This is a genomic window from Glycomyces terrestris (assembly GCF_003933745.1).
GTDB lineage: Bacteria > Actinomycetota > Actinomycetes > Mycobacteriales > Micromonosporaceae > Glycomyces > Glycomyces terrestris.
This window is the reverse complement of the sequence record NZ_RSEB01000003.1, coordinates 428,774-445,554: the sequence shown is the minus strand read 5'-3', so window position 1 is coordinate 445,554 and position 16,781 is coordinate 428,774. Positions and strand designations below refer to the sequence as shown.

The 16,781-nt window shown below is 69.7% G+C and carries 18 protein-coding genes and 1 tRNA gene; 7 read left to right on the top strand and 12 right to left on the bottom strand.

Going from position 1 to position 16,781, the window contains the following annotated elements; genetic code table 11:
• Positions 1–120 precede the first annotated feature (120 nt).
• On the top strand, positions 121–537 hold the full coding sequence (locus EIW28_RS24000) for a hypothetical protein (RefSeq protein WP_148102611.1): 417 nt from the start codon (positions 121–123) through the stop codon (positions 535–537).
• Between the two features lie 37 nt (positions 538–574).
• Here the strand turns inward: EIW28_RS24000 and EIW28_RS12015 are convergent, their stop codons facing one another.
• The 7 genes from EIW28_RS12015 to EIW28_RS11985 all read right to left on the bottom strand — a co-directional run bounded on the left by EIW28_RS12015 (position 575) and on the right by EIW28_RS11985 (position 5,338).
• On the bottom strand, positions 575–973 hold the full coding sequence (locus EIW28_RS12015) for a contact-dependent growth inhibition system immunity protein (protein ID WP_125247943.1): 399 nt from the start codon (positions 971–973) through the stop codon (positions 575–577).
• A gap of 38 nt (positions 974–1,011) precedes the next feature.
• Positions 1,012–1,626, bottom strand: coding sequence for a polymorphic toxin type 28 domain-containing protein (locus tag EIW28_RS12010; RefSeq protein ID WP_125248344.1), 615 nt, complete (start codon positions 1,624–1,626; stop codon positions 1,012–1,014).
• 5 nt (positions 1,627–1,631) lie between these two features.
• Entirely contained in the window at positions 1,632–2,333 is a 702-nt protein-coding gene (locus tag EIW28_RS12005; RefSeq protein WP_125247942.1) for a WXG100 family type VII secretion target, read from the bottom strand.
• 2 nt (positions 2,334–2,335) lie between these two features.
• The gene (locus EIW28_RS12000) at positions 2,336–2,656 is read right to left on the bottom strand and encodes a type VII secretion target (RefSeq protein ID WP_125247941.1); all 321 of its coding nucleotides are present in this window, start codon (positions 2,654–2,656) and stop codon (positions 2,336–2,338) included.
• 5 nt (positions 2,657–2,661) lie between these two features.
• Positions 2,662–3,048: a YbaB/EbfC family nucleoid-associated protein gene (locus EIW28_RS11995; RefSeq protein WP_232013989.1), complete on the bottom strand. Its 387-nt coding sequence runs from the start codon at positions 3,046–3,048 to the stop codon at positions 2,662–2,664.
• 136 nt (positions 3,049–3,184) lie between these two features.
• Positions 3,185–4,318 (bottom strand): LppU/SCO3897 family protein, encoded by a 1,134-nt coding sequence (locus tag EIW28_RS11990; protein ID WP_125247939.1) that lies wholly within the window; start codon positions 4,316–4,318, stop codon positions 3,185–3,187.
• 243 nt (positions 4,319–4,561) lie between these two features.
• Positions 4,562–5,338: a restriction system modified-DNA reader domain-containing protein gene (locus tag EIW28_RS11985; RefSeq protein ID WP_158630382.1), complete on the bottom strand. Its 777-nt coding sequence runs from the start codon at positions 5,336–5,338 to the stop codon at positions 4,562–4,564.
• A gap of 277 nt (positions 5,339–5,615) precedes the next feature.
• Here EIW28_RS11985 and EIW28_RS24205 point away from each other — a divergent pair, with 277 nt between their 5' ends.
• Complete coding sequence (locus EIW28_RS24205; RefSeq protein WP_158630381.1) at positions 5,616–5,765, top strand: hypothetical protein; 150 nt, start codon at positions 5,616–5,618, stop codon at positions 5,763–5,765.
• Positions 5,766–5,872: 107 nt separating this feature from the next.
• Here the strand turns inward: EIW28_RS24205 and EIW28_RS11980 are convergent.
• Together EIW28_RS11980 and EIW28_RS11975 are read right to left on the bottom strand one after the other, a co-directional pair.
• Positions 5,873–5,948: transfer RNA gene (locus EIW28_RS11980), tRNA-Arg, on the bottom strand.
• 160 nt (positions 5,949–6,108) lie between these two features.
• Positions 6,109–6,792 (bottom strand): hypothetical protein, encoded by a 684-nt coding sequence (locus EIW28_RS11975; protein WP_125247937.1) that lies wholly within the window; start codon positions 6,790–6,792, stop codon positions 6,109–6,111.
• Positions 6,793–6,921: 129 nt separating this feature from the next.
• On the opposite strand from EIW28_RS11975, the gene EIW28_RS11970 reads away from it, so the two are divergent.
• Positions 6,922–8,064 carry a winged helix DNA-binding domain-containing protein gene (locus EIW28_RS11970; RefSeq protein WP_125247936.1) on the top strand — a complete coding sequence of 381 codons (1,143 nt, stop codon included), beginning with the start codon at positions 6,922–6,924 and terminating at the stop codon, positions 8,062–8,064.
• 27 nt (positions 8,065–8,091) lie between these two features.
• Here EIW28_RS11970 and EIW28_RS11965 read toward each other — a convergent pair whose 3' ends face one another.
• Genes EIW28_RS11965 through EIW28_RS11955 form a run of 3 tightly spaced genes read right to left on the bottom strand, consistent with a single transcriptional unit; the run spans position 8,092 to position 11,068 of the window.
• Positions 8,092–9,789: a DUF885 domain-containing protein gene (locus EIW28_RS11965; RefSeq protein ID WP_125247935.1), complete on the bottom strand. Its 1,698-nt coding sequence runs from the start codon at positions 9,787–9,789 to the stop codon at positions 8,092–8,094.
• Positions 9,786–10,730 carry a prephenate dehydrogenase gene (locus EIW28_RS11960; RefSeq protein WP_125247934.1) on the bottom strand — a complete coding sequence of 315 codons (945 nt, stop codon included), beginning with the start codon at positions 10,728–10,730 and terminating at the stop codon, positions 9,786–9,788. Before EIW28_RS11960 ends, EIW28_RS11965 begins: the two co-directional genes overlap by 4 nt.
• Entirely contained in the window at positions 10,730–11,068 is a 339-nt protein-coding gene (locus EIW28_RS11955; RefSeq protein ID WP_125247933.1) for a GroES family chaperonin, read from the bottom strand. Before EIW28_RS11955 ends, EIW28_RS11960 begins: the two co-directional genes overlap by 1 nt.
• 392 nt (positions 11,069–11,460) lie before the next feature.
• Here EIW28_RS11955 and EIW28_RS11950 point away from each other — a divergent pair, with 392 nt between their 5' ends.
• The 4 genes from EIW28_RS11950 to EIW28_RS11935 all read left to right on the top strand — a co-directional run bounded on the left by EIW28_RS11950 (position 11,461) and on the right by EIW28_RS11935 (position 16,703).
• Positions 11,461–12,813: an AI-2E family transporter gene (locus EIW28_RS11950; protein WP_125247932.1), complete on the top strand. Its 1,353-nt coding sequence runs from the start codon at positions 11,461–11,463 to the stop codon at positions 12,811–12,813.
• Positions 12,810–14,750, top strand: coding sequence for an ATP-dependent DNA helicase (locus tag EIW28_RS11945; protein ID WP_125247931.1), 1,941 nt, complete (start codon positions 12,810–12,812; stop codon positions 14,748–14,750). Before EIW28_RS11950 ends, EIW28_RS11945 begins: the two co-directional genes overlap by 4 nt.
• A gap of 295 nt (positions 14,751–15,045) precedes the next feature.
• Entirely contained in the window at positions 15,046–15,675 is a 630-nt protein-coding gene (locus EIW28_RS11940; protein ID WP_125247930.1) for a DUF47 domain-containing protein, read from the top strand.
• Between the two features lie 2 nt (positions 15,676–15,677).
• On the top strand, positions 15,678–16,703 hold the full coding sequence (locus EIW28_RS11935) for an inorganic phosphate transporter (protein WP_125247929.1): 1,026 nt from the start codon (positions 15,678–15,680) through the stop codon (positions 16,701–16,703).
• The last annotated feature ends 78 nt before the right edge of the window (positions 16,704–16,781 follow it).

Genomic DNA, 16,781 nt, shown 5'->3' with positions numbered 1-16,781 from the left:
GGGTAGGGAGCGTCCGGGCCCGGTCGGGGTCCCGAACCGAACCCAGTGTGCCCCACCGGCACCAGCCCCCGGCACCCGTTGTTCACCCTCGCCGAGCCGCAGGCCCACTACACTGCGGCCATGAACGCTCTCCAGCGCCTCCTCTTCGGCACCGGCCGCCTCCCCGACGACCTCCGCGACACCCTCCGCGCCGAAGGCCTCCTCATCCTCGTCGAAGGCGCCCCGGGCTCGGTCACCTACCGCAACCTCAAGACCCCCGGCCGCCGCGCCAACTGGAAGCGCAACCCCACCGCCGCCGCCATCGCCCTCACCGACGAGCGCTTCCTCATCACCGCCCGCCGCTTCAAGCACATCGACGTCCCCGTCCGCGACCTCGCCCGCTACGACGTCAGAATCTCCGCCCCCAAGCCCGACCAGCTCCTCGCCGAATACGACCTGAGCACCACCAACCCCGAATGGCAGGGCCAGGTGGAACTCCGCCTCCACACCGACCAGGCCCCCCGAATCACCCGAACCCTCACCCAACTCCAGCAGTAGCGGCGGACTCGAGGTCGCACCGCGGATTGCCCGTCAATCAGGTTGAACGCCAATCGGAATGCCGGTCGGAGAACGCCAGATCCCAGTCGCCCGCGTCTATCCGCACGGCGATCTCGCGCAGTCGGTCCTTCTCATCGCGGTGATCGGCGAAATACGCCTCCGGAAGCGACATGCACGCGTTCATGAGGTCCCCCGGATACATGTCGCCCTCGGCCAAGGGATCGCGCTCGAGCTCGTCGATGGCAAAAGGAACAGTCCATTCGAGAGCCACCTGCTGTCCGATGAGCAGACGAAGCTCCTCGACGGTGAGCGCCTCGGCGGGCTTGGTGTAGGCCGCGTACGCGTTGCGGACCAGCCGGGTCGCATCGGAACCCGGTTCCGGCCACCGGTCGCCGGTGAGCTCTTCGAGCGATTCGCGGTAGTCCGCCCTCTTCATGTCGTTCCATTCCTAGTCTGGATAGCCTGTCGCCGCGGTCAGGAGCGGGGTACGAAACCTTCCGAGTAGTCGAGCATGTTACTCGCCTGTGAGAGCAGGTCCTGATAGGCCGCTTTGTCCTCGTCGCTCGTGCGCGGGTCGTCGAGCTTCCGTTTCGCCTTGTTGATGATGTTCATCAGTGCGTTCTGCGCGTCCCGGACTTCGTGGACGTGGTCCCATGGAGTGCCGTCGCTCTTGGTGGCGACGATCTCGCCGTTCAATTCTCTGCGGGCCGCGTCGAGGTCCTTGTACTGGAGGTGCTCCTTCACGTTGTCGATTCGGTTCTCGAGTCGATCGAGATCCGGATCGCGCTCTGTGGTGGTCGAGGTGTCGGTGTCGTCGGGGCTGGTGCTGTCACCGGAGCTCTGTGAGCCGTCGGCTCGACCTGTCTCGGCCTCCGTCTCGGCGATGTCGTGGACCTCGGCCATCTGGGACGAGGCGTTCTTGCCCTGGAAGTTCAGGCGTTCCTGTCGTTCCTCGGAGTCCTTGGGGCGGCCGGTGAGCGGGTCGATGTCGCCGCCGTTCCCGTCGGGACTGTCGGGGCCGTCACCGCCCTTCCGCGCCAGCAGGAAGCCGGCGCCGAGGAGCAGGAGCAGTCGCAAAGCCTGACGCATCGCGCTCACACCCCCAGGAGGATCTTGAGATTGGCGAACGACTGCACCAGCGCCATCCCGTAGCCCATGATGATGCCCGCCCACTTCACCACGGCCGCCACGATCTGCGCCGCGATCACCGGGATCGTGACCACGAAGATCGCCTCGACCGCCCACACGATGACGTGACCGACCAGTTCGGCGATCAGGTCGCGCACCAGCTCGTGCGTGATCTGGACCAGGCTTCCGGCGCCCTCGGTCGCGGCGGCCATCGCTTCGGCCGTCGCCGCCAGCGCGGAGGCCGAGGTGACGTTGTGCGCCATGAGCGCCTTGTAGGCGTCGGCGGCCGCGCCGGTCCAGGTCGGCATGTCCGAATCCAGGTGCACCGTGAGCTGCTCGACGATCGCCTGGAGCTCGCCGGACATGTTGCTCCACGTCTGCGCGTGCGCCATGACCACGTCGGCCTTGCCGGTGACCTCCTGCAGCATCTCGCGCAGCGGCTCGAAGTACTCCATCGCCCATCCCAAGCCCGCCGACAGCAGCGCGCTGAACGGGTCGAGCACCGACCCGACGACCTCGAGCGCGAAGCCGCCGCCGGCGAGGAGGTCGTCCACCCAGCCTTCGGACTTGAACGCGTCGATCATCCCGTGATAGGAGTCCAGCGGGCCGGCCCCGGTGTACCACTTGTTGGTCGACTGGACGGGCGCGATGAGGGAGTCGTCGGACATCCTCAGCCTCCCAACCGGTCCTGGAGTTCGGCGAACGCCGACTGGGACTCCGAGTCGCTCGCCTCGTAGTCGTCGGCGGCGGCGCGGAGCGCGTTGGCTGCGATGGTGAAGTTCTCGGCGAGGTACGCCGTGATCTCGTCCTGCTTCTGGTGCCGCTCTTCGAGGCAGCCGGAGATCCAGCCGCACAGCGTCCCGTACGCCTCGTCGTCCTGCTCGATGTACGCACTCGCGTTCATGACCGCGTCGAAGCGCTCCTTGAGCGCCTCGAGGTTGCGGGCGTGCTGCCGCAGCTCCTCGGGCTCGACGTTGAATCCGGTTCCCATGGCGCTCAGCCCTCCTCGCCGGACTGGGGCATGAGCTGCGACCGCACGCGATCCGCGATCGCCTGCCCGGCAGCCGAGTCCGACCCGAGCGTCTCGGAGATGATCTGCGCCGACGCCTCCGCCATCTGCGCCCGCGCGGCCGCGACCGCCGCGAGGATCGCCCGGCCGGTGTACTCGGTGTCGATCCGGCGGGTGCGCTCGCTGAGCTGCACGTCGACCATGTTGCCGCTGGAGTCGACGGTGACCCGGACGAGCCCGTCCGGGTCGGCTCCGACCGCCTTCAGCTCGCCGAACCGGGTGCTCATCTCCTGCGTGTCGGCGGCGAGCCGATCGATCCTGCCCTTCCACGCTTCGAGGTGCTGCCGGGACGCTTCCGGGTCGGGGATTCCCATGGTGACCACTGCTCCTCATTCACTTAGCGGCACAAGGGGTCATGTGCCGATCACGATCCGAGAGTCTAGCGCCCGGCAGCCACCGGCGGGGTCCACGATCGCAGGCGCCGCGGCCGCGGCTGTGGACCCCGTTGGGCTACAGCCAGCCCCAGCAGATCGTGAAGGAGAGTTCCGGGAAGTCGGGGACCTCTTCGTAGGCCCAGCCCCAGCCGTTGCACCAGCTCTCGCCGTCGACGAGTTCGTTGGCGCGGCCGGTGACGTAGACGTTGCCGTCGCCGCAGTCGGAGACGAACTCGAAGTAGGTGTAGTCGGAGTTCATGGACATGCAGTTGTCGACCTCGGCGTAGCCGGCGTCGCCGCTGGCGTACATCATCTGGAGGCACAGTGTGGTGTCCAGATAGGTCTGTCCGGTGGAGTAGCCGACGCCGTAGATGTAGTAGGTCGAGTCGGTGCAGGCGTCGATGCTGGACTGGTCTTCGAGCCGTTCGATGACCTTGAACGCGCCGTCCTGGCAGTCGATGACGTTCCACGCGGTGCCGGGGGTGGAGGAGCCGTAGACGCAGTCGCCGACCTGGGCGTGGTACGCGTCGTCGCCCTCCATCACGTTGTAGCTCAAGCACAGCACGCGGGCGGCGCCGGTGGAGGAGACCGCGAGGTCGGCGGTGGGCAGGCCGTCGCACGCCGTGAGGTCGGAAGCGCCCTCGACGATCTCGATCGTCTCGAAGGCGCCGGTCCCGCAGACCGCCGTCTCCAGGTCCGGGGTGGTCTCGTCGCCGTAATTGGAGAAGCAGTCCCCGACCGCCGCATCCGCGACCGGGTCCGCGACGGCGGTGTCCGTGGCGGTGTCGGTCGGATCGGAGCCGGAGGTCCCGCCCGAGTCCCCGCCCGAGCCGCCGTCGGTGTCCGAGGCGGTGACGTCGGGCGCGTCGGGGCGGTCGAGCGTGATCACGAGGCCGGTGACGCCCAGGCCGATGACCAGCACGATGCCGAGGGCGATCCCGATCCAGCCGGCGGCGGGAATCCCCGAGGACGGCGGAGGGACGGGCGCGTACTGCGGCGGCATGCCGGGGTACCCGGGCGGGTAGGCGTTGCCCGCGTAGGGGTTCGCGGCCGGATACGGCCCCGGCGGAAGCGGGGGCCCCGGTGGCGGGTACCCGATGCTGTGGGTCGTCTCGGGGCCGGGCGTGTAGCCCAGAGGGGCGGGCGCGGCGTTGGGACCCTGGTTCGCGGGCGTGCCTGCATTGGGGTCGTAGGCGGAGTAGGGGTCCATGGAGCGATTCTGGCAGGCCGCCGCAACCGCTCCGAACGCCCCGCTGCCGCCCGGCCCATACAATTGGTCCCCTCCCGACCCCAGGAGTCCCCATGGCCAGCACCCCAGCCGACCGGCGCAGGCTTCGCGAGCACGCGTTGAAGCGCGATCTCGCTGCGGCGCTCGACCGGGCGAGGCGCAAGCGGAGGATGTCCCCAAGCTGGACCCTGATTCAGGACCCTTGACCGGCACGAAAATGCAGCATTAATGCTGAAGCAGTTTGCGGAGGCTTTCCAGGCTCAGTCGCTGGGATGGGTCGGCTACCGATCCCCGTTGAGGCAGCACACCTTCACGTCGGAGAAGGACCCTGACGTCACCCCGATCAGTTCCTACCCAATGGAAACCCGGAGAGATGCGGCCGTTGTGCTGGAGCACGCGGTGTGCATTGGTGATCTCCGTGGTGCTGAGATGGAGCCCCAACTCGCGAGGGTTCCGGCCAAGCAGGCGCCCCAGATCGCCGTAGGAGGTCCAAGCTCCATGCGGGAGGCGGCTGAGGACCATCTTCAGCTGCGACTTCCAGTCGTCTGAAAGATCGGTCGGTTGGTCGTTCGCGGAGTTCAGCATCGAACGGAGCTGCGAAAGGGTCATACCGCTGCGAAGGTGGGACCAGACGTCCCATCCAGGGTGATTTCCGCCGGCCACAGCGACCGCCGCCCCGGAAGGCGATTCGAAGAGCTGCCCATCGTCGAGTTCGATGGTGCCGTTAGGGCCGACCTTGGCATCGAAGGTCACTCCTTTTTTGGCGCGGTGCCACCGAAGTTCATCGCCTTCGTTCAGTAGCCCTGCCGTAACCAGGGGCTGAAGGGCCCCATGCTCGGTTGTGCCCGAGGGCTGGGCGGGTGCCTCAGCAGCGAGGGCAGCAACCTTGGCCTTGTCCAAGCCAAGGAGACGTTTCAACACCGAGTCCACCGAGTCTTCTAGTGGGACCGCATGTTTTTGAATGTATTGGTACAGGTCCTCCGAGATTTCGACTGAGACCATGGTCATCCAATCTGGCAGAGACTATCAGGTGATAGGAGTACTGTATAGTTACATGCTACACGAGATCGCTGCTCTGCTCAGGATCTTGGGCTCGGCACCTGGCTCGAGGGGGCTTGACGGTCTCGCCTCGAGAGGTGCTACTATCTGTCAGATAATTGGCTGGGAGGTCCTCCGACGACCTCAGGCCCGGATGCCGCGCCACTGCCTAGCTTGGAAGTCCGGTCGCGGCGCGGCACCCTGCCTACGAGCCATAACACGTAGACAGAAAGGATCCTAGATGCTGTCACATCAGCAGCTGACCTCATCCCGAAGCGAGGACGCCAAGCGGATCGCAGCAATCGCGGCGATCGTGATCGTTGCCGGAAGCGTCGCCGCTTTCGTTGCGTTGCCGTCGATCCTGCTGATCGGCTGGCTCGGCCTGCGCTAGCTGGAGGCTTGACGAGCTGGTGTCAGGCATCTGAATCCCAGCGTTCGACGTAGGTAAGGACAGCTAGATACACAGAGAAGCCGGGTCTCAGACCCGGCTTCTCTTTATGGCGCGCCCCGAGGGATTCGAACCCCCAACCTTCTGATCCGTAGTCAGATGCTCTATCCGTTGAGCTAGGGGCGCTTGCCTGGCTTTGATCTGTTCGATCAGGCCGGGCATAACCTTACCTGGCTCTGGATCGCTCCTGCAACCGGGTTCGATGGTGTGTGCTGGGTCATTCGTCCCGTCCCACTCGAACCAAGGAGCCGCCGATTAACAGTCGGCTGGTCTGCCAATCGAGCCGTCAGCAGTTGTCCAGGACGACCTTCGCCAGGTGGCGCCAGGCCTCGGGCAGGTCCTCGCTGCGGTGCTCTGAGCGGGCGGCGGCCCAGACCGCGGCCTCAGCCTCCGGGACCTCGTCGCCCAGCAGGTAGCGGGCGACGAAGTCGGCGCGGTTGTCGCGGCCGGGGAAGAAGTAGCCGCCGGCGGCGAAGAGGGCCACGTAGGCGCGGTGGAGGCCGGTGGTGAGGGTCTCGGCCAGGTCCCAGGGGTCGGCGGCGTCGCCCAGGCGCTTGGCGAGGTCGTCGGCCTCGGCGGCGACGGCCTCGCGGGAGGCGTCGGCGAGGGCCTGCGGGAACTCGGTCACCTCGGCGCGGGCCTTCGAGCCGAGCTCGGAGTCGTCGGCGAGGAGGGTGCCCTCGGAGAACGCGCCGATGACGCGGAGCGCCTCCGACGACGGGTGCTCCCAGCCCTCGCCGCGGTCGAGCTGGGCGAGCAGGTCCTGGAAGCGCGCCACCGTGAGGTGCGTCGCCTCCGGGCTGGCCTCCGCGGGGACCTCGGCGGTCTCCCAGACGCACACGAGCTCGGCCTCCTCGCCGAAACCGGAGAGGGCCGGGCCGTGCGCGTAGGCGAACGCGAGGCGCTCGTCGTCGTTGATGTCGGCGAGGACGTCGGTGGAGAGCCTGAGGACCGCGTTCGGAAGGGACATGCCGCAATTGTGGCTGTTCCTCGCAACCGCGTCCACCCGGTCCGCGAAGCCGCGGCCTCGTGATTCCGGCCATTGGGGCGGGCGGTTCTGGGGAGCACTCGTGCCGCCTCCTGCCGCTAGCATGAGCGAATGTCAACACCCACCGGGGACCTCACGCCGACCGAGATCGCCGACTGGCGCGCCCACTCCCAGCGGCTCTGGGGCGAGCGGCTCGCGACGCCCCTCGACGCGTTCCGGCACCTGGGCGCCGTCCAGTCGCAGGAGTACCACCCCTCGAAGCTCACGCCCGCCATGCGGGCCGTCCCCGACGGCGACGGCCTCGCGTTCGCCGGGCAGGGGGCCGTCGACGCGCTCCTCGAACAGGGCGCGGTCGTACGCACCCACGTGCTGCGCACCACCTGGCACACCGTGCCCGTCGAGGACCTGCGCATGATGCTCGCGGCCACCACCCACCGCGTCCAGCAGGTCGCGGGCACCCAGTACCGCAGCCTCGGCCTCGACCAGGCCGAACTCGGGCGCGGGGACGACCTCCTCGAAGCGGCCACGGCAGGCGGGAAGCACCTGACGCGCGAGGAGGCCAGCGAGGCGCTCGCGGCCGGCGGGGTCGCCGAGCCCACCGGGCAGCGCCTCATCCACCTGCTGTTCCACGCCGAGCTCGAAGGCCGCATCTGCTCGGGCGTGCCGCGGGACGGGAAGCAGACGTACGCGAACTTCGACGAGCGCATCCCCGCCGGCGAGATCGACCGCGACGCCGCGGTCCTCGAACTCGCGCGCCGCTTCTTCACCTCGCGCGGACCCGCGACCGTCAAGGACTTCACCCGCTGGGGCACGCTCAAGGTCGCCGACGCGAAGGCCGCGGTCGACGAGCTCAAGACCGACGGGACCGGCCTGAAGGAGCTGCGCGTCGACGGCCGCGTCCTCTACCACACCGGCGAGCGCCCCGAGCCCCGCGACGGCGGGCCGGTGGTCGACTTCGTGCAGGGCTTCGACGAGATGCTGTGCTCCTACACCGACACGAAGGACTGGGTCCTCCACCACTCGGTGCCCCGGTCCCTGTTCCCCGACCGGCCCCGGTTCAACTCCGCGATCCTCCTCGACGGCCAGGTCATCGGCAACTGGAAGGCCACCCCGAAGCGCGACAAGGTGGTCATCGAGACCTGGCGCGTCCGCGGGTTCACCGCCGCCGAGATCGCGGCCCTGCGCCGCGGCGCCGACCGGCTCCGGGCCTGGTACGGGAAGCCGGAGATGGAACTCGGCCTCGACCACGCCTAGCGCGATCGAGGCCGAGCGGGGTCGTCCCTAGAGGCGCGCGAGCGCCTCGGCGAACGGGGTGAGGCCCATCGAACCGAGGTTCAGGGCGTCGGTGTGGAACTGCTTGAGGCTGAACTCGGCGCCCTTGCGCGCCTTGTAGTCCTCGCGGGCCTGCATCCACAGGCGCTCCCCGACCTTGTACGACGGGGCCTGGCCGGCCCAGCCGAGGTAGCGGTTGCGCTCGAAGGACAGCATGTCGTCCTCGATGGTGCGGGTGTGGGCCTTCATGAACTCGAACATCTTCTCGCCGTCCCACTCCTCGCCCGGCCGCCAGCCGAACGGGTTGTCCTCGGGGATCGCGAACTCGCAGTGGAGGCCGATGTCGACGATGACGCGGGCGGCGCGAAACGCCTGCGCGTCGAGCATGCCGAGGCGGCCGCCCGGGTCGTCCTCGTAGTAGCCGAGCTCGTCCATGAGCCGCTCGGAGTACAGCGCCCAGCCCTCGCCGTGGCCCGAGCACCACATCATCTGGCGCTGGAAGCGGTTGAGCAGCTCCACGCGGGCCATGGTCTGGCCGACCTGGAGGTGGTGGCCGGGGACTCCCTCGTGGTAGACCGTGGACTTCTCGCGCCACTTGCCGAACAGCTTCTGGCCCTCCGGCACGGACCACCACATCGCGCCCGGACGCGAGAAGTCCTCGCTCGGGCCGGTGTAGTAGATCGCCCCGTCCTCGGTCGGCGCGATCTTGCAGTCGATCTTGCGGATCTGCGCGGGGATGTCGAAGTGCTTGTCCGCGAGGTCGGCGATCGTGGAGTCGGCCAGCTCCTGCATCCAGTCGCGGAACAGCTCCTTGTCCGTGAAGTTCTCGTTCGGGTCCTGGTCGAGGAAGGCCACGACCTCGTCGATCGACGCGCCCGGCTTGATCCGCTCGGCGGTCGCGCGCATGTCCTCCTCGATGCGGGCCAGCTCCTGCCAGCCCCACGCGTACGTCTCCTCGAGGTCGATCTCCGCGCCGATGAAGTAGCGGGACGCGCGCGAGTAGCGGTCGCGGCCGACCGCGTCCTTCTCGGGCGCCTGCGGGGCCAGCTCCTCGCGCAGGAACAGCGCGAACTTCGTCGCCGCCGCCCGCGCCCAGTTCGCGCCGTTGCTCAACGCGATGCGCAGCGGCCCGGTCTTGATCGGCTCGCCGTCGATCGTCACGGAGTTCGCCAGACCGGCCCAGAAGTCGGTGTCCTTGCCCTTGGCGCCGTTCCAGTTGTCGCAGTGGACGGCCACCTCGAGCACCTGCCGCTTCGCGGCCACGCGGCCCGCGGCGGCCTCGGCGCGCAGCGTCTCGGTGAACTGCTCGAACGCGGCCGGGACGGCGGCCAGGCGGGCCGCGATGTTCTCGGCCGCGACCTTCCCGTCCTTCGGCATCAGGTCGAAGATCTGGCGCACGCCGTGCACGGGGGACGCCAGCACGTTCAGGTCCAGGTACGCGTCGCCGGCCTCGTGGCGCTCCAACTGGAGGCGCAGCCGCTCCAGGATGGCGTCCTTGGCGACGCGCTCGCGCTCGTCGGCCGGCTCGGCGGCCTCCAGGTCGGCGATCGCCTGGCGGTTGAGCGCGGCCTGCGCTTCGAGCCCCGCGGGCGAGAGGTCGTCGATCTCATGGTCGTGGCCGGAGACGCCCATGGAGGTGGCGAACAGCGGACTGAGGGCGATGGCGTCCTCGACGTACTTGTCGGCGATCTGATCGATTCTTCTCATGAAGTGGACTGTACGCGAGGCAAGCGGCCGACCGCGACCTCACTTTCGACCGCTTCGATCCAGCCTCCGGCCCTGCCCAGGTCCAGCAGCGCGCCGTGCGCGAGCGGCACGCGCTCCGTCTCCCCGGGCTCGGGCGGCCAGGCCGCGCGGAGCGCGCGGGCCCGGTCGAACCAGTCGGCGACCGCCTCCGGGCGCCGGGCGTGCTCCTCGAGGTGGAGGCGGGCGGCGCCCAGCTCGGCGCCGAGGTCGTCGAGCGCCGCCGCGAGCATCTCGCGGTTCCCCTCGACCATCCCCGCGAACAGCTGCGTCGGGCTCGCCGCGACGCGGGTGCCGTCCCGGAACGACCCGGCCGCGAGCGACCGCGACAGCGGGTCGTCGGCGGTGAGGACGAGCGCGGCGGCGACCAGGTGCTCGAGGTGGGAGATCCGGGCCGCGGCGCGGTCGTGGTCGGCGGCGGTGGCCGGGACGACGCGCGCGCCGATCGAGGTCCACAGGCGCGCGAGCAGCAGCCAGTCGTCCAGCGCAGTCCCGTCCTCGAGGCACAGGACCCAGACGCGGTCGCGGAACAGGCCCGGCTCGGCGCTGGAGAACCCGGCGGTCTCCTTGCCGGCCATGGGATGTCCGCCGACGAAGCGCGGATGCGCGGCGAAGGCCGCGGCGGCCGCGCCCTTGACGGAGGCGACGTCGGTGACCAGGCCGCGGTAGCGGCCGGCCGGGAACGTCTCGGCGGCGACTGCGGCGAGGCGTCCCATGGGCGCGGCGACGACCGCCACGTCAGTGTCGAGCAGGTCGGCCGGGTCGGCGGCGACGGGCACGTGCGCGGCGGCGGCCGCGCGGGTCGCGGGGTCGGGGTCGTGGCCGATCACGTCGTGGCCGGCCTCGGCGAGGGCGAGCGCGGCGGAGCCGCCGATGAGGCCGAGCCCGGCGACCGCGACGCGCATCAGAGGTAGAGCCCCGTGCCGTCGTTGTCGACGCGCTTGGCCGCGACGGCATGGATGTCGCGTTCGCGCAGGAGGATGTAGGTGCGGCCCTGGATCTCGACCTCGGCCTTGTCCTCGGGGTCGAAGAGGACGCGGTCGCCGTTCTCGACGGAGCGGACGAGCGGTCCGACGCCCACGGCCTCGGCCCAGTGCAGGCGCCGGCCCATCTGGGCGGTGGCGGGGATGACGATCCCGGCGGCCGAGCGGCGCTCGGAGTCGGCGTCCTCCCGGACGAGGAGGCGGTCGTGCAGCAGGCGCACGGGGAGGCCGGTCGTCGAGTCCAACGGAGTATCGGTCACAGCGCCCCACCCTACCGCCAGTCGGGGCCCGGCCCGCACCGCGAGCGGCGGGACTCACGCCCGGAACGTCCCGTCCCCGAGCCCGGGTGTGTCGGCATCGGGGGACCCCGCTTCAAGACTGCCCGAGGCCGCCGACACTTCGGTGTCCGCAGATTCGGAAGCGGCGCGCGAGAGTAAGCCGGAGGAAACATGAGGCGGCCGGGCCGGTCCGCCCCCCGCGGGCTCGTGTGTCGCGCCGCTGGGCCCCCGGCACAAGGGTGCCCGGCGGGTGCGACAACGTGAGGTCGGTGCCGCCTGCGGGCCCGGTCTCGGTGGTGCTGGCTGGATGGGGATGGTCGCACCGAACCGGTACGGTACGTGGTGACGTTGCACCCGCGTCTTTGGGAGAGACCGTGAGCCGATTCCGCCGTACGACCGCCCGGGCCAGACAGCTGTGGGTCGGCATGCGGGTCAACCCGGTCGCCGAGCGGGCGCTCGCCGGGCCCGACGACGTCCCCGAGGTCGACGCAGGCGGCGACGTGCCCCCCGAGGACCTCGCCCCCGCCGACGCCGAGCACCCCGAGCGCCGCTACGTCCCGACCGGCCTCATCGTCGGCGCGGCGTGGTCGTGGCGGCTGCTCATCATCGGGGCGCTCCTGGCCGTGGTCCTGTACCTGCTCAGCCAGGTCACCATGGTCGTCATCCCGGTCGTCATCTCCTTCCTGCTCGCCGCCATGCTCGAGCCCGTCGCGGGCTGGCTGATCCGCCACGGCTGGAACAAGTCCCTCGCGTCGATCCTCGTGGTCGTCGCCGGCCTCGCCGCCGTCGGCGCGATCATCACGTTCGTCATCCAGCAGTTCATCGTCGGCATCCCCGACTTCTACGCCTCGATCGTCACCGGCCTGCGCGACGCCCAGGACTGGCTCGAGTCCGGCCCGTGGGGCCTCGACGGCGCCGACGTCGCCGAGGTCCTCGCCGAGATCCAGGGCAACATCACCAACTGGTACAGCGAGAACCAGCAGACCATCGTCCAGACCGGACTCGACGTCGCCGGGTCCACCGCCTCCGGCCTCGGCAACTTCGTCACCGGCCTGTTCCTGGTCCTGTTCACCACCTACTTCTTCATCCGCGACGGCCGCCGCATCTGGACCTTCCTCACCGGCTGGCTCCCGCGCCCGGCGACCGAGTCGATGCGGTACGCCGGCGGCGCCGGCTGGTCGACGCTCGTCCAGTACATGCGCACCATCGTGGTCGTCGCCGCCGTGGACGCGATCTTCATCGGCCTCGGCCTGTGGCTGCTCGACATCCCGCTGTGGCTGCCGCTCACCACCCTCGTGTTCCTCGGCGCGTTCATCCCGATCATCGGCGCCACCGTCTCGGGCGCGGTCGCCGTCGTCGTCGCGCTCGTCGGCACCGAGAACGGACTCGTCAACGCGCTCATCGTCCTCGGCATCGTCCTGGCCGTGCAGCAGCTCGAGTCGAACCTGCTCCAGCCGTTCCTCATGAGCCGCGCCGTCAAGCTCCACCCCCTCGCGATCGTCCTCGCCGTCACCGCGGGCGGCTTCGTGTGGGGCATCATCGGCGCGCTCGTCGCCGTGCCGCTCCTGGCGATCGTCAACGGCACGGTGCGCGCCCTCAACCGCTTCAAGGAGGCCCGCCGCGAAGCGCAGGCCCGCGGGCTCGGCGACGGCGACGCGACCATAGCGGCCGCGCACGCCGGCGGCGACCCGATCGACAGCGGCCGGCAGGCGGCCAAGGAGGCATGAGCGCCGACACCGAAGCCCTGAAGATCCTCGACGCCGCCGTCGCCGCCACCCCCGGCGGCGCCTCCCGCGAAGGGCAGCGCGAGATGTGCGCGGCCGTCGCCACCGCCGTCGACTCCGGGAAGCACCTGCTCGTGCAGGCCGGCACCGGCACCGGCAAGTCCCTCGCGTACCTGTGCGCGGCGCTCGCCACCGGCAAGACCGTCGTCGTCTCGACCGCGACGCTCGCCCTCCAGCACCAGCTCGTCGCCGTCGACCTGCCGCGCCTCGTGGAGGCCGTCGCGCCCGTCCTCGGCCGCAAGCCGTCCTTCGCGCTCCTCAAGGGACGCCACAACTACCTCTGCAAGCGCAAGATCGCGGGCGACGAGGAGGAGGACGAGGGCATGCTCGAAGGCACCGAGCAGCTCAAGTGGGCCGGCCAGCAGGCGTCCTTCGCGAAGCAGGTCCAGCGCCTGTTCGACTGGGCGAACGACACCGACACCGGCGACCGCGACGACCTCGACCCGGGCGTGAGCGACCGCGCCTGGAAGCAGGGCTCGACCACCTCCAGCGAGTGCCCCGGCGCGAAGGACTGCGCGCAGGGCCCCGACTGCTTCGCCGAGCTCGCGCGGGCCCGCGCCCACGAGGCCGACATCGTCGTCACCAACCACGCGCTCCTGTCGATCGACATGATGAACGAGCGCTCGGTCCTGCCCGAGCACCAGGTCCTCATCATCGACGAGGCCCACGAGCTCGTCGACCGCGTCACGAACGCCGCCCGCGCCGAACTCCACCCGGCCCGGCTGCGCTGGCTCGCGCAGCGCGGCCGCCGGCTCATCGACACCGATGTCGCCGACCAGATCCGCGAGGCCGCCGACTCGCTCGAGAACGCCCTGAACATGGCGGGGGAGCAGCGCTTCTCCGGCGACCTGCCCGCGCCGCTGTCCGAGGCGCTCAACCTCATCAACGCCGCCTGCGTCAAGGCCACGACCCATCTGGCCGCGCTCGACGCCGAGACGAAGAAGCAGCTGAGCGCCCAGCAGCTCAAAGCCGGCCTGGTCGAGGCGATCGAGACCGCGGGCCGGTGCGTCGGCCCCGCGGGGGACGACGTCATCTGGGCGGAACCGAACGGCCCCACGCTCGTCGCCGCGCCGCTCTCGGTCGGCGGGCTTCTCTCGGCGATGCTGTACGAGGACCGCACCGTGATCGCGGCGTCCGCGACGCTGACGCTCGGCGGGAAGTTCGACACCGTCGCCCGCAGCATCGGCCTGCCCGCCGACGGGCACGGCTGGACCTCCCTCGACGTCGGCTCGCCGTTCGACTACGCCAAGCAGGGCATCCTCTACGTCGCGGCGTCGCTGCCGCGCCCGACCGCCTCCGGGCTCTCCGACGAGGCCGGGAAGGAGCTGCTGCGCCTGGTCGAGGCCAGCCGCGGCGCGACCCTCGGCCTGTTCTCCTCGAAGCGGGCGGCCGAGGCCGCGGCGGAGCTGCTGCGCGCCAAGACCGACTACTCGATCCTGCTCCAGGGCGAGGAGACGCTCGGGTCGCTGGTGAAGCGGTTCAAGGAGGAGGACTCGACGTGCCTCCTGGGGGTCATGAGCCTGTGGCAGGGCGTCGACGTGCCGGGCATGACGTGCCGGCTCGTGGTCGTCGACCGCATCCCGTTCCCGCGCCCGACCGAGCCGCTGACGGCCGCCCGGTCCGAGGCCGCCGACGCGGCCGGCCGCTCCGGCTTCGCCGAGGTGTCGGTCCCGGCCGCGGCGATCCGGCTCGCGCAGGGCGCGGGGCGGCTCATCCGCCGCACCACCGACCGCGGCGTGGTCGCGATCCTCGACTCGCGGCTCCAGACGAACCGCTCGTACGGGAAGTTCATGCGGGACTCGCTGCCGCCGTTCTGGTACACGACGAAGTCCGACTCGGTCGTCGGCGCGCTCGGGCGGCTCGCGGACTCCGCGAACTGAGCCGCCGGACCGGATTAAACTCCGCGATCCGGGGAACCCCGGCGGACTGCCCGGAAGCGGCGACGGTGTCCGCTTCGAGGACGCCGAATACATCGAAGGTGAACGCTAGATGAATTCAAGTGAAACCTTTGCATAACCGCAGCTTGGAGCGGTTTCGTGGAATCACGCACAGCCGCCTTCGCAATCTTGTCTCGCGTTCACCTGGATGTTAACTTCGGCGTGACGATTTCCAGCCGTCCCCACGCCCGATCGGTACAGTGAGGACAGTCAAAGCGACCGAAAGCAGGGGTGCCCGGTGCGGTTCTCGCTGAAGCCTCAGGACGACGCGTTCTACGCCTTCTTCAACGACGCTGCGGACAACATCCGCCGCGGGGTCGGGATCCTCGCCGAACTGGGCGACGACCAGCCCGACTTCCAGAAGATCTCCGAGCGCCTCGTCGACGTCGAGCACGACAACGACCAGCTGACGCACCGCCTGTTCAACAAGGTCAACTCCACGTTCGTGACCCCGATGGACCGCACGGACATGTACCACCTGGCGGGCAAGCTCGACGACATCCTCGACCACATCGAGGCCGCCGCGAACCTCGTCTACCTCTACGGCCTCTCCGACCTCCCGGCCCTGCCGCGCGAGATGATCGAGCAGATCACCGTCCTCGGCCAGCAGGCCGACCTCCTCGTCGAGTTCATGCCCAAGCTCAAGGGCCTGAACGCCTCCATGCAGGACTTCTGGGTCGAGTGCAACCGCCTCGAGAACGACGGCGACCGCGCCTACCGCATGCTCCTGGTGCGCCTGTACTCCGGCGAGTACGAGGCCCTGACCGTCATGAAGCTCAAGGAGGTCGGCGACGAGCTCGAGGCCGCCTGCGACTCCTTCGAGTCGGTCTCCAACGTCGTCGAGTCCGTCTACGTCAAGGAATCCTGAGCGTGGACAGCGTCCTCATCGCGGTGTACCTGTGCATCGCCGCGGCACTGCTCTTCGGGTACACCAACGGCTTCCACGACTCCGCGAACGCGATCGCGACCTCCATCTCGACCCGGGCCCTCAAACCCCGGGTCGCGCTCGGCATGGCCGCGGTCGGCAACTTCGTCGGCGCGCACCTGGGCGCGAAGGTCGCCAAGACCGTCGCCGAGGGCCTCGTGGTCCTCCCCACCGGCATCGACGGCCTCCTCATCGTGATGGCCGGCCTCCTCGGCGCCATCACCTGGAACTTCATCACCTGGTACTTCGGCCTCCCGACCTCCTCCTCCCACTCCCTGTTCGGCGGCATCGTCGGCGCGACCATGGCCGGGTGCCTGGTCATCACCGGCAGCCTGAACGGCTGGGTGCTGTGGAGCGGCATCGTCGACAAGATCGTGCTCCCCACGATCGTCTCCCCGGTCGTCGGCTTCGCCCTCGGCTTCCTCGTCATGATCGCCGTGTACTGGATCTTCAAGAACGGCCGCCCCGACAAGCTCAACCGCGGCTTCCGCCACGCGCAGACCGTCTCGGCCGCCGCGATGGCCCTCGGCCACGGCATGCAGGACGCCGCCAAGATCATCGGCGTCATCGTCCTCGCCCTCTACGTCGGCGGCATCCAGGACAGCGCCACGCACATCCCGCAGTGGGTCTACTGGGTCTCCGCCGCCGTCATGGCCGCGGGCACCTACGCCGGCGGCTGGCGCATCATCAAGACCATGGGCCGGCGCATCATCGACCTCGGCCCGCCCCAGGGCTTCGCGGCCGAGACCGTCGCCTCCTCGGTGCTGTACGCGAACACGTGGCTGCTCGGCGCGCCGATCTCCACCACGCACACCATCACCTCCGCGATCATGGGCGTCGGCTCCACCGGCGGCAAGCGCGCCGTCCGCTGGGGCGTGGCCCGGTCGATCGTCATCGCGTGGATCATCACGTTCCCGATCGCGGCACTCGTGGGCGCCCTGTTCTACCTGCCCATCCAGTTCCTCGGGTAACTCCCGCAGCACGCGGCCCGGCCCTCGCGGCCGGGCCGCGTCCGTTTCCGCCGTTGCCCACTGGCGCGGGCCGCGATT